Source organism: Paenibacillus sp. FW507-14B1B (assembly GCF_058781425.1).
In genome coordinates, this window is the sequence record NZ_JBYSWS010000010.1 from 1 (window position 1) to 12,510 (window position 12,510).

At 44.0% G+C, this 12,510-nt stretch carries 12 protein-coding genes and 1 other RNA gene; all 13 read right to left on the reverse strand.

Annotated features, from left to right (window positions below; all coding sequences use genetic code 11):
* Window positions 1–206: 206 nt before the first annotated feature.
* The 13 genes from AC3WJJ_RS25050 to pyrG all read right to left on the reverse strand — a co-directional run bounded on the left by AC3WJJ_RS25050 (window position 207) and on the right by pyrG (window position 12,451).
* Window positions 207–470 carry a pro-sigmaK processing inhibitor BofA family protein gene (locus AC3WJJ_RS25050; RefSeq protein ID WP_492544799.1) on the reverse strand — a complete coding sequence of 88 codons (264 nt, stop codon included), beginning with the start codon at window positions 468–470 and terminating at the stop codon, window positions 207–209.
* 27 nt (window positions 471–497) lie between these two features.
* Complete coding sequence (locus AC3WJJ_RS25055) at window positions 498–785, reverse strand: DUF2508 family protein (protein WP_492544801.1); 288 nt, start codon at window positions 783–785, stop codon at window positions 498–500.
* A 136-nt stretch (window positions 786–921) separates the two neighbouring features.
* Window positions 922–1,518: a recombination mediator RecR gene (gene recR / locus AC3WJJ_RS25060; protein ID WP_422659162.1), complete on the reverse strand. Its 597-nt coding sequence runs from the start codon at window positions 1,516–1,518 to the stop codon at window positions 922–924.
* 27 nt (window positions 1,519–1,545) lie between these two features.
* Window positions 1,546–1,857 (reverse strand): YbaB/EbfC family nucleoid-associated protein, encoded by a 312-nt coding sequence (locus AC3WJJ_RS25065; protein ID WP_492544804.1) that lies wholly within the window; start codon window positions 1,855–1,857, stop codon window positions 1,546–1,548.
* A gap of 39 nt (window positions 1,858–1,896) precedes the next feature.
* Complete coding sequence (dnaX, locus tag AC3WJJ_RS25070; protein WP_492544806.1) at window positions 1,897–3,624, reverse strand: DNA polymerase III subunit gamma/tau; 1,728 nt, start codon at window positions 3,622–3,624, stop codon at window positions 1,897–1,899.
* 348 nt (window positions 3,625–3,972) lie between these two features.
* Window positions 3,973–4,239: signal recognition particle sRNA large type (gene ffs / locus AC3WJJ_RS25075), an RNA gene on the reverse strand.
* A 126-nt stretch (window positions 4,240–4,365) separates the two neighbouring features.
* On the reverse strand, window positions 4,366–4,563 hold the full coding sequence (gene rpmE / locus AC3WJJ_RS25080; RefSeq protein WP_054957827.1) for a 50S ribosomal protein L31: 198 nt from the start codon (window positions 4,561–4,563) through the stop codon (window positions 4,366–4,368).
* A 263-nt stretch (window positions 4,564–4,826) separates the two neighbouring features.
* Window positions 4,827–6,104 carry a radical SAM family protein gene (locus AC3WJJ_RS25085; protein ID WP_492544808.1) on the reverse strand — a complete coding sequence of 426 codons (1,278 nt, stop codon included), beginning with the start codon at window positions 6,102–6,104 and terminating at the stop codon, window positions 4,827–4,829.
* A gap of 39 nt (window positions 6,105–6,143) precedes the next feature.
* A complete protein-coding gene (rho, locus tag AC3WJJ_RS25090; protein WP_422659157.1) occupies window positions 6,144–7,469 on the reverse strand; it encodes a transcription termination factor Rho in 1,326 nt (441 codons plus the stop codon).
* A 185-nt stretch (window positions 7,470–7,654) separates the two neighbouring features.
* On the reverse strand, window positions 7,655–8,914 hold the full coding sequence (murA, locus tag AC3WJJ_RS25095; RefSeq protein WP_492544811.1) for a UDP-N-acetylglucosamine 1-carboxyvinyltransferase: 1,260 nt from the start codon (window positions 8,912–8,914) through the stop codon (window positions 7,655–7,657).
* Between the two features lie 266 nt (window positions 8,915–9,180).
* Complete coding sequence (fba, locus tag AC3WJJ_RS25100; protein ID WP_492544813.1) at window positions 9,181–10,035, reverse strand: class II fructose-1,6-bisphosphate aldolase; 855 nt, start codon at window positions 10,033–10,035, stop codon at window positions 9,181–9,183.
* 167 nt (window positions 10,036–10,202) lie between these two features.
* On the reverse strand, window positions 10,203–10,586 hold the full coding sequence (locus tag AC3WJJ_RS25105; RefSeq protein WP_422659154.1) for a response regulator: 384 nt from the start codon (window positions 10,584–10,586) through the stop codon (window positions 10,203–10,205).
* Between the two features lie 263 nt (window positions 10,587–10,849).
* Window positions 10,850–12,451, reverse strand: a complete 1,602-nt coding sequence (pyrG, locus tag AC3WJJ_RS25110; RefSeq protein ID WP_492544815.1) for a CTP synthase — start codon at window positions 12,449–12,451, stop codon at window positions 10,850–10,852.
* Between the last annotated feature and the right edge of the window lie 59 nt (window positions 12,452–12,510).

Here is a 12,510-nt window from a genome sequence, read left to right on the forward strand (position 1 = left end):
TTGTTCAGTTTTCAAAGGTCAATTCTTCGTTTGTCGTCCGCATCTCATTGTCAGCGGCGACTTTTATAATATATCATACTGTGTATCTGTTAGTCAAGAAGTTTTTTAATCTTTTTTCGATTAAGTTTCTCAACCTTGTGTTTCTCTTTTGCCCAATCAAACGGGCGAGATTTAATATACCATACATAGTTATTCAGCGTCAACTATTAAATCAAACTTATTTTTAGACCCAGCAATAATGCCACCCCAGGTAAGCCAAGTACCATAACGGTCCCTATGGTCATCGGGTTTAGAGGGATGTAGGTTTCGGTAAATAATCCTGAGAAATTAAACACATAAATAGCAATTGCTGATAAAGCCAGATGGGACCCAAATACCGTTAACCATCCAAATCCCAACTTCTTTTTAAAAACAACAATAATTAAGAGTAACAACGAGATACATAGAACTCCTGCTACTAACAATTTCACTTGGATCACCTCTAATATGATTTCTTATCAACCATTTTCTCGCTTGAGTTCCTCTTTGTGCATATGAATACCATTCATATTTAGCTCTTTGGCTTGCTTTAGATTTATCTGATACTTGCGTTCTGCTGCTTCTAGCATATAGATAGCGTAATCGATCTGATCTTGTCCCATCGCCTCTTGAAACATCATATGCGCTCTCTCCCACTCCATCTGAGACTTACGCACATCCATAAAGACACTCCACAACTTGTCTTGTTCATCAGCTGTAATTATTTTCTCTTGATTAGATTTCGAAGATCTGTTCCACCACAACACATTCATCTACCTCCCATATATGTATAGAAAAATAATCGCCTGTACCATACATATCGATAGAGGGACAAACTTAGAACTACAAAAAAAAGGAGCCCTCATAGGCCCCTTCATAAATATTATCAATATTAATAAAAGCTCAAAGCTCTCTTCGGCCTTCAAGCGCCTTAGATAGCGTCACTTCATCCGCATACTCCAAATCCCCGCCTACCGGCAAGCCATGGGCAATACGTGTCACCTTAATCTCGAACGGGCGAACCAGCCGCGAAATGTACATCGCTGTCGCTTCCCCCTCAATGTTCGGGTTCGTTGCCAAAATCAGCTCTTTTACCCTTTCATCGCTGAGTCTTGTCAACAGCTCCTTTAGCCTAATCTCTTCAGGTCCAATCCCCTCCATTGGAGAGATTGCTCCATGCAGCACATGGTAGTACCCATCAAATTCCTTGGTACGCTCCATCGCCACTAGATCCTTAGCATCCTGTACTACACATATAACGGATGGATCACGGGTCTTATCCTGACAAACTCGGCAAGGATCTGTATCGGTGATGTTACAACAGATTGAACAAAAATGAAGATTGCGTTTGACACTTACTAGTGCTTTGGCAAAATCAATAACATCGTCTTCTTTCATATTAAGGACATGAAAAGCCAGGCGGGCAGCCGTTTTTGGCCCCACACCCGGCAACCTTGTAAATGCATCGATCAGCTTCGCGATCGGTTCGGGATAGTACAAATGCAAACTACTCCTTCTGCCTATATATTAGAACAAGCCCGGAATTTTCATACCGCCCGTAAATTTACCCATATCGGAGTTAGCAAGTTCTTCAGCTTTGGCAAGCGCATCATTCACTGCTGTCATAACGAGATCCTGTAGCATTTCAACATCATCCGGATCTACAGCTTCAGGCTTGATGTTGATGGACATAACTTGCTTATGACCACTAACTTGTACAGTAACTACACCACCACCAGAAGTACCTTCTACTGATTTGGTTGCGAGTTCTTCTTGAGCTTTCAGCATTTGCTCCTGCATCTTTTTAACTTGCTTCATCATTTGGTTCATATTATTCATGGGTTCATCTCTCCTTTGTGGAATGCACGGAAATACGTGCTAATCTTTTATGACAACGAGGTCTTCTCCAAACAATTGGATTGCCTCATCAATCCATGGCTTCTCTCCACCGGCATCGGCCTCTTCATGCTCCAGCTTTAATTCCTCTGCGGGTGGCTTACCGGCGCCTTCAACGGCGTCACTCCAATCACGCAGCATCATCGTGACCAGATGATACGGACTACCAAGCTGAGACTCTAGCACTCCCTCGATCACCTGTTTATTAGCAGGCTTCTCAGTCGTTTCTCGGTGAATATTATTCTTAAATGCAACAAGGACGTTATCTTCCCAGACGGAAACAGGTTCCCCATCCATAAACCAAGCGTGCACTGTAACCTTCTCTTCCTTCACATTCTGAAGGATCTGAGCCCATTGACGCTGCACGTTCTGGAATGCTTCTCCTGTTCTCGCCGCTACATACTGTTCCATATGCTGCGGTTTTTTGGCCGTTGAGGCCATTTTTGGCGCAGGGGCACGAGGTGCTGGTTTGGAAGTATCTCGTCCATCTGCTGCAGGTACACCCTTTTGCATTATACGCTCGAGTTTTTTCTCTAGTGTAGCCACTTGCTGCTTAAGTCGGGTCAATTCTCCCTCATCCGCGGCACCTGCAACTGCACCATATGATGTCACTCCGCCGTTACCTTGTGGTATTCCACACAATTTAAGTAAGGCTACCTCAAACAATGTCTGGGGTTGGGAAGCGTATTTCATCTCGCTTTGATAGCGGTTCAGGGTATCAATCATCTTAAAAAGATCTTCCCTGGAGAAGGCCTCAGCCATCTCTGTGAAATCAGCAGAATTTAATACACGCTCCGTCAACTTGTCAGCATTAGGAACCATTTTGATCATGAGTAGATCTCGGAAATAATACAAAAGGTTCTCCATGCATTTGTCGGCACTCTTGCCTTCCTGCATAAATTGTTCTACCATCTGCAGCACAAGTCCTGCATCACCCTGCTTTAAAGCTGCTGCCAGACGACTAAACTGCTCCGAGGGGATGCCTCCGGTCATATCCATAACCTGTTGATAGGACACCTTGCCTCCGGTAAAGGATGCGATCTGATCTAAAATACTGAGTGCATCACGCATTCCGCCATCTGATAGCCGAGCGATATACTGCAAGGCTTCATGTTCAGCGCTAATTCCTTCTTCTGAACATATTCGTTCTAGGCGTTCACTCTGTTCCTCTAGAGATACACGTCTGAAATCGAATCGCTGACAGCGTGAGATGATGGTAGCCGGTAGTTTATGCGGCTCGGTTGTTGCCAATATAAACATGACATGCGCTGGTGGCTCCTCTAACGTCTTCAACAGCGCGTTGAAGGCCTCCGTTGTGAGCATGTGTACTTCATCAATAATGTAAACCTTGCGACGAACCTCAGTAGGCGCATATTTAACCTTTTCCCGCAGGTCCCGGATTTCCTCAACACCACGGTTCGATGCTGCGTCAATCTCCTGAACGTCCATAACCGCACCGGATGTAATCCGGCGACACGCCTCACATTCGTTGCAGGGTTCATCTGTCGGACCATTTTCGCAGTTCACGGCTTTGGCTAAAATCTTAGCGGCACTTGTCTTACCTGTACCCCGGGGACCACTGAACAGGTAGGCATGGGAGACTCGCTGCTCGCGTATCGCGTTCTGCAGGGTCTGGATAATATGCTGCTGACCCACCATGTCGCGGAACGACTGGGGTCTCCAGGCACGATATAACGCAATATGTTCCACTCTGCTTTACCCTCTTTCAACTTCCACTTCCACGGCTTTCAGGCCGCATAGTTTAGGATATAAGAAAGTATTTGCTTACTCATATCACAATATAAAACTTTGTACAAAAAAGCGGTTTTTAATCAATACAACTACGTCAATTAACGACTTACTCATTATACTACATTCTATACTAATTTCCCCAGCCCAGCAAAACGTTTGCTGTGAAAATAATAAGATAATAATTCTCGAGGTAAACGTGTAAGAAAAAATTAAGCCAAGCACAAGGTTTGACTTGCACATGGCTTAATTCATTAAAAAAGCACCCCTGTCGGTCGACAGAGATGCTTGAGTGTTCGGTATATGTTACCGTGCACCTATTATTGATAATTGCGATCCGAGCGGCAATCCTGAGCAACAACTCGGGCTAGGCTACCTTCCGGCACAAAAGCGAACTTGCTTATGGCTGCTTCCTTCCGGACCTGACCAGGTTCACAAGTGCTCATTGCGGAAGACCCAACCGTCAACATCGAGCGCAGGGACCAGCCTCACATCGACAACACCTCTAATAGGAATTCAACCTCGCTACAGCGGATTGCGAGTTACAGGGCACCGCTACCTCCCCGTCTAGCACGGTAAAATTAAGTATATCGTATGCATGTCCAAATTGCAACCAGCGGAAGAAGTTGGCGATCAAGCAAAACGATTTTATTTATAAAATATAAATCAAAAACCCTTCGCACAAGGCGAAGGGTCTGATTATTAGATACCGTATTTCTTTTTAAATCTATCAACACGACCGCCAGCATCCAGGAACTTCTGTTTACCTGTGAAGAATGGATGGCAGTTGGAGCAGATCTCCACGCGAAGGTCTGGCTTTACAGAACCTGTTTCGAACGTGTTACCGCAAGCGCAAGTTACCGTAGTAACGTGATATTTCGGTTGAATATCTTGTCTCATTAGACTTTCACCTCTTTCCGCCCTGAGCCTCATGCGGACTCAGAGTAATTGGACACATAAAAAAAGTATATCATGTGCATTTTATTTGTGCAATAGCCCAGCTGAAAACAACGACTGAAGCGCAGAATGCTCCTAACCTCACCGAAGTTCTTTACGAAGCTCTATATGATATCGCACTAATCAGCACATCACAACTTAGTATTAAGCTTAACCCTAAGATTCCTTAATAAGTTCTTAGTTATTCTTCACATACTACTATTTATTTATAAAACGGTCGGCTTTTTCTTCGGACGAGCCATCCCTGCAGGTGGTACATGCGTATAAGAGCCAATAACTACATCTGGCAGCTCTTCTTGCATAATCTCAATGGCTTGTTTCATGCCAAGAATTTCCCCTCGGGCTGGTGGAATAAGGTCGAAATAACTTTCAGGATCAATATTCAAATTCCGAAGCTGAATCAGACGAAGCCCCGTACGACGTGCGAACTCTATCATTGCCTCTAGCTCTTCTTCACGATCTGTTACACCTGGGAAGATCAGATAGTTAATGGATGTATAAACCCCTTGATCGGTCGCATACCGAAGTGATTTCTCCACGTTAGCCAGATTATATCCACGCGGCTTGTAGTACGCATTATAATGATCGTCGAGCGCACTAATGGTACTTACGCGCATCAAATCAAGACCAGCATCCACGATTCCCCGAATATGATCCGTTAGACCCGCGTTAGTATTGATATTAATGTACCCCATGTCGGTAATCGATCGAACTTCGCGCATAGCCTCAATTATAATCTTCGCTTGTGTGGAGGGTTCTCCTTCACAGCCCTGTCCAAAACTAATAATCGATTCAGGAGTCTTCAGATGCTCAAGCATAATCTGTACCAACTCATCCGTGCGAGGACGGAAGTTCATCCGAGTCTGAGGAGCTACAAACCCACTATCATCCGGTTGCTCTGAAATACATCCAAAACAGCCTGCATTACAAGAATAAGATACCGGTACAGCACCTTCCCAACGATTCAAGAACGTATTGGATGCCGTCAAGCATTCATAACCCAACGCACAGTTAGAAAGGTGTTCATACAGCCGGTTCTCTGGATATTTCTCAGTCAGTTTCTTCACACCCAACTCGAGTTCAGTCAGGTCGCAATTGACTGGATTCCATTTCTCAGGATCATCCGTTAAACGCGCAGCAGTATAAAAGGCTCCGTCCTTCCACACAACAGCAGAGTATCCAAACAGCGGTAGTTTGTACTCTTTATCTGTTTTTACATACCCAGGAAGACAAAGACGTGTATATCCTTGGGGCAAAAGAGCACCGACAGCCGTCTCATTCCCTGGTAGTGCCTTCATTTCGCCCGTTTCCGGATCCATTCCGATCGCCCGGGTGTTCGGCAATCCCACAAGAGTAGCGCCTTCCGGTAGAGGGATCAATTCATCTTCTAATATCTCAACAATCATATCACCACTGCGGGCAAGCCCGTACAGTTCAGAATGATCATATACATTTCCTTGCTCATCTGCATAAACCAAATACATGTCGTTCTCCTATTCTAAGCTTGATTCTTAACCTGGTACTCAGGCTTGTGTCGCCGGAGCCGTCGAAGAAGAACGCGAGGTGCGTCTTGCAGGTTGGCTCGGTGTCGATGTGTTATTGCTTCCATTGACATCAAATGATGCGAGGAATTCAGCATTTGTCTTGCTATCGCGCATTTTTTTGAGGAAACCTTCTACAAAATCAGCGGAGTCATTCATATTTTTACGGATAGCCCAAATGGTATCAAGCTCTTCTTTATTAAGAAGCACTTCTTCGCGGCGAGTTCCTGAACGACGAATATCAATCGCTGGGAAGATACGACGTTCTGCAAATCTACGATCCAGATGTAATTCCATATTGCCAGTTCCCTTGAACTCTTCGTAAATGATATCGTCCATACGTGAACCCGTATCAACCAGTGCGGTTGCTAAAATCGTCAGACTTCCGCCTTCTTCCACGTTACGCGCTGCTCCAAAAAAACGCTTAGGACGGTGGAATGCTGCCGGGTCGATACCACCACTAAGTGTTCTACCGGAAGGAGGAATAACTAGGTTATATGCACGTGCCAATCGTGTAATGCTGTCCAGCAATATAACAACATCCTTCTTATGCTCTACCAATCGAAGCGCGCGTTCCAGAACCAGTTCAGCAACCTTAATATGGTTCTCAGGCAACTCATCAAATGTAGATGCAACCACCTCACCCTTTACAGAGCGCTGCATATCCGTTACTTCTTCCGGACGTTCGTCGATGAGTAGAACAAATAGTTCAATTTCGGGATGATTTGTTGAGATACTGTTGGCAATTTCTTTTAGGAGGAGCGTCTTCCCCGCTTTCGGCGGAGCTACGATCAAACCGCGTTGTCCTAAACCCACAGGAGCAAGAAGATCCATAATACGAGTAGACAACTGATTAGGGGATGTTTCTAACACTAGTTTATCTTGCGGATAAAGAGGAGTCAGCGCCGGAAAGTGCAAACGTTCCGCTGCAACAGCAGGGTTCTCACCATTGACGGCATTGACTTGCAATAGACCAAAATAACGTTCATTCTCTTTTGGCGTTCTACATTTACCGGATACTAAGTCTCCTGTTCTCAGATCGAATTTACGAATCTGGGATGCAGAAATATAAATATCCTCGGTACTAGGAAGATAGTTGATCGGCCTTAAAAAGCCGTATCCTTCTGATAAAACTTCAAGCACACCTTCCATAAACATCAGGCCGCTTTGTTCAGCTTGAGCGCGAAGAATAGCAAAAATAAGCTCCTTCTTCTTCAACTGACCGTAGTAAGGTATCTGATACTTTTTAGCCAATTTATACAGATCTGTTAGCTTCATACCTTCCAAATCGGAAATTTGTAAATCCATTCAATAACCACCTATTCAATTTTTAATTCTGAGTAAGGCTTTCACAGCCATTTTAAGTCTATAAATCTATGATTGCTTTACTAGGATAGGATTACCCAATTCAAAGGGAGATATGCAAATTAAGGAACTTTATTTAAACTACTCACAAAAAAGTTCGGCTCTCTCCCTCTGATGGATATCCTATTCTATTCTTCTACCGTTTCGCGCCAGACATCAGCGCCTAGAAGCCGTAGATTGGTCACTAAATGATCATAACCGCGGTCAATGAATTCCACACCGCTAACTTCGGTAACACCCTCTGAGACGGTCAATCCAGCTATAACTAGCGCTGCACCTGCACGAAGATCAGTAGCTTTTACTTTAGCTGCATTTAGCTTGCCACCTTCAATAATGGCTGATCGACCCTCAACACGAATTTTGGCACCCATGCGTACCAATTCAGGTACATGCTTGAATCGATTACTATATACAAAGTCACTAAGTACACTAACGCCTTCCGCCTGTGTAAGCAAACTCGTCATCGGTGATTGAAGATCGGTCGCAAACCCAGGATAGATCAGCGCCTTTACATCAACATGCTCGTAACGCTCTTTACCGATAACCCGGATACTCTCATCTAGCTCTTCAATTCCTACACCCATCTCAATGAGCTTGGCCGTAAGAGCTTCTAGGTGTTTCGGAATTACATTATCAATGACAACATCACCGCGGGTAGCCGCAGCAGCGATCATATAAGTTCCAGCCTGAATCCGGTCAGGAATAATAGAATGGCGACAGCCATGCATTGAGGTAACACCTTCGATACGAATCGTTTCCGTACCTGCGCCCTTAATGACTGCACCCATGGAATTTAACAAAGTAGCAACATCTATGATTTCAGGCTCTTTCGCCGCATTTTCTATAATTGTAGAGCCTTTGGCCTTGGCAGCCGCCAGCATAATGTTAATTGTCGCCCCTACACTGCTCACATCAAGATATATCTTCGCTCCCCGCAGTTCTTTCGCATGCAGGTGAATCGCGCCATGTTCATTGGTCACGGTAGCTCCAAGCGCTTCAAAACCCTTAATATGTTGGTCAATGGGACGTGGTTCAAAGTTACATCCACCCGGTAATCCAATCACAGCTTCTTTAAATCTTCCGAGCATAGCACCCATCATATAATAGGAAGCACGTAATTTCTTGACAGATCCATTAGGCATTGGAATAGATTTAATTTCGGAAGGATCAATTCTCATCTGAGAACCTTCCCATGAAACTTTCCCGCCTAGCTCTTCCAGTATTTCTGCATACACAGCCACATCACTTAATAGCGGCAAATTATCTAATACAACTTCCGTTTCCGCTAATATTGCTGCGGGTATTAATGCAATTGCACTGTTTTTGGCACCACTGATTGTCACGGTACCCTGCAGTTGACGTCCACCGCTAATCATCAATTTTTCCATAAGCTTAAGGGTCCCCCTACATCACTTCGCAGCCAAAAATATTCTTACTGGCAGCATTTTGGGTGTATCACAAGCGTAAAGTCATTATGAATTCATAAGAAAAAGTTGATCTTTCGTTCCTTCATTTAAAAATGGAAAAACACCGGCTTAGCGGTGTGTGTCCTCTATTCCAAAACTATGGAAGTGGACAGCCCTCTAGAGGGCTGTCCGCATTTATGTTGAATCAATGTTAATTTGCAGCACCAATAAGGCGCATAGCAAAAATATTAAGCTTGGTTACTGGAACCGAACTCACGCATTTTACCGATAACTGTTTGTTTAATTGCTTCACGACCTGGCTTCAAGAATACACGTGGATCGTAAGCTTCAGGCTTCTCAGCCAATACTTCACGAACAACTTTAGAGAACTCAATCTGGTTCTCAGTATTCACGTTAATCTTGGAAGTACCAAGGGAAATGGCTTTCTTAATGTCATGTGTTGGGATACCTGTACCACCATGAAGAACGAGTGGAAGGCTAACAGCATTACAGATTTCTTCCATTTCTTTGAAGCCGAGGTTAGGCTCGCCTTTGTATGGTCCATGAACAGAACCAAGCGCAGGAGCAAGTGTGTCGATGCCAGTCTCGTTAACGATACGTACGCAATCTTCAAGCTTCGCATACATAACATCACCAACAACGTCATCTTCTTGACCGCCAACCATTCCAACTTCAGCTTCAACAGAAACGCCTTTAGCATGTGCATACTCAACAACTTGCTTAGTCGTTTCAATGTTTGTGTCGATTGGGCTGTGGGAATCGTCGATCATAACAGAAGTAAAGCCTGCATCGATAGCTTCCTTACATTTCTCAACGCTTGAACCATGGTCGAGGTGAATAGCTACTGGTACAGTGATTTTCAGGTCTTCAATAAGGCCTTGTACCATTTTAACAACCGTATTAAAACCGCCCATGTAACGTGCTGCACCCTCAGATACACCAAGAATTACTGGCGACTTCTCTTGTTCTGCCGCTTCAAGAATCGCATGCGTCCACTCAAGGTTATTGATGTTGTATTGACCTACTGCATACTTTCCTTCAAGAGCTTTGTTCAACATGTCCTTCATAGATACTAATGGCATGGTCCATCCTCCTATAGTCGTTTATGTCTAAGTATATAGCCGACGTTCTAATACGATAGTATTATACCACATCGCATAATAAATACTAAACAAGCAATTAGGAAAAAGCTACTTCGTTTCTCACACCGGCAAAAAAAAGAATTCTGCTTGAATGCAGAATTCTTTACTTAGCTGCATGTATTCGTTTTATTCTTGAGTTGCATGTTGACAGCCAGTCTCATTTCATCGATATCAAAAGGCTTAGTAAAATGCATTAGTGCCCCGAGATCTGTAGCTTCCTTAATCATATCCAGTTCGCCATAAGCCGTCATCATAATCACTTTAATGTCCGGATTCATCTGTTTAATGTGCTTCAAGATCTCAAGACCATCCATGCCCGGTATCTTCATATCAAGCAGCACCAGATCTGGCTCATTCTTCTTTACAATGTCCAATGCAATCTTGCCGTTAGCAGCCTGAAACGTCTCATAGCCTTCGCTACTAAAAACCTCCATGAGCAAAATTCGAATCCCATTCTGGTCATCTACAATTAACACCTTATGATTGTCCATTTCACAACCTCCCATCATTGATCAGCGTTATATATCAAACGGAGTCATCGTTCCTATGTGTACTTTAACTGAACATTACTTGTATTCGCCCGTTAACAGCAAAATCCTTCCTTAATAACTACCAAAATACGCATTTTTTATTAGTATCCACTAATAAAGAATAGAATCTCTGATGTTACATGAAGCTTTAAAATGTGAACAATATCAAAAAAAGCCTTCCCCAGAAGGGGAAGGCTTTAAATTTATTGTCACATCACTCTACATTAAGAGCGGTGCTGAATCGAAGCTTTGACGAACTCGCGGAACAACGGCTGTGGACGGTTCGGACGAGAAGTGAATTCTGGGTGGAACTGAACAGCCAAGAACCAAGGGTGTCCAGGTAGCTCAACGATTTCAACCAATCTTCCATCTGGAGATGTACCGGAAATGCGCAAGCCTGCCTTTTCAATCTCTTCACGGTATTGATTGTTAAACTCATACCGATGACGGTGTCTCTCGTATACCAGTTCATCGTCATAACAAGCCATAGCCAAGGAGCCCGGTTGAAGCTTACAAGGGTACAACCCAAGACGCATAGTACCACCCAGATCCTCAATGTCCTTCTGTTCTGGAAGAAGGTCAATGACTGGATATTCAGTAGCTGGGTTGATCTCCGAACTGTTCGCGCCGTCCAGACCTACCATCGAGCGAGCATATTCAATAACGGAAACCTGCATTCCGAGGCAAATACCGAAGAACGGAATATTTTGCTCACGAGCATAACGAATTGCTGTAATTTTACCTTCAATACCACGATCACCGAAGCCACCAGGCACAAGAATACCACCGATATTACCTAGCATTTGATCAACATTGCTATCTGTAATCTCTTCAGCATCAACCCAGCGAATCTTCACTTCTGCGTTAGCATCAAATCCGGCATGAGACAAGGATTCCACTACACTGAGGTAAGCATCGTGAAGCGCAACGTATTTACCAACGATCGCAATTTCAACAGTCTTCTCCAGCTTGGATACACGGTTAACAAGTGCTTCCCATTCTGTCATGTCTGGCTCTGGGGTATCAAGTTTCAAGTGATTAACTACAATCTCATCGAGTCCTTCTTCACGCAAGTTCAAAGGAACTTCGTACAGGGAAGAGGCATCACGGCACTCTACTACTGCATTCGGATCAATGTCACAGAACAAAGCAATCTTAGCTTTCATTTCGGTGGAAAGCTCATATTCTGTACGACATACGATAACGTTTGGCTGAATACCGATGCTACGTAGCTCTTTTACGCTGTGCTGGGTCGGCTTCGTCTTCACTTCACCAGCTGCTTTGATATAAGGAATTAGCGTTACGTGAATGTACATCACATTATCACGGCCAACCTCACTCTTGATTTGGCGAATAGCTTCAAGGAACGGAAGACTTTCGATGTCCCCTACAGTACCACCGATTTCCGTAATAACTACATCAGATCCGGCCTCACGACCAGCACGGAATACACGCTCTTTGATTTCATTTGTAATGTGTGGAATAACTTGTACGGTACCGCCCAAGTACTCACCACGACGCTCTTTGCTAATAACGGAAGAGTATACTTTACCAGTCGTGACGTTGCTGTTCTTCGACAGATTAATATCAATAAAACGCTCATAGTGTCCCAGATCCAAGTCAGTCTCTGCACCGTCATCTGTTACAAACACTTCACCGTGTTGATAAGGACTCATTGTTCCCGGGTCTATATTAATGTAAGGATCAAACTTCTGGATCGTTACTTTCAGCCCTCTGTTCTTCAGCAATCTGCCGAGTGAAGCCGCAGTAATCCCTTTGCCCAAGGAAGACACAACCCCACCTGTTACGAAAATATACTTTGTCACAGTAAAAACCCTCCTAAATAAATTCAAAAAAAATCAGGCGACATATGATGTTTATGGTA

Bases quoted from the DNA above. Each gene is read 5' to 3' on its own strand.
- AC3WJJ_RS25065 (WP_492544804.1), bottom strand. From the start codon at position 1,857: ATGAATAATATGAACCAAATGATGAAGCAAGTTAAAAAGATGCAGGAG.
- rpmE (WP_054957827.1), bottom strand. From the start codon at position 4,563: ATGAGACAAGATATTCAACCGAAATATCACGTTACTACGGTAACTTGC.
- AC3WJJ_RS25085 (WP_492544808.1), bottom strand. From the start codon at position 6,104: ATGTATTTGGTTTATGCAGATGAGCAAGGAAATGTATATGATCATTCT.
- rho (WP_422659157.1), bottom strand. From the start codon at position 7,469: ATGGATTTACAAATTTCCGATTTGGAAGGTATGAAGCTAACAGATCTG.
- murA (WP_492544811.1), bottom strand. From the start codon at position 8,914: ATGGAAAAATTGATGATTAGCGGTGGACGTCAACTGCAGGGTACCGTG.
- fba (WP_492544813.1), bottom strand. From the start codon at position 10,035: ATGCCATTAGTATCTATGAAGGACATGTTGAACAAAGCTCTTGAAGGA.
- AC3WJJ_RS25105 (WP_422659154.1), bottom strand. From the start codon at position 10,586: ATGGACAATCATAAGGTGTTAATTGTAGATGACCAGAATGGGATTCGA.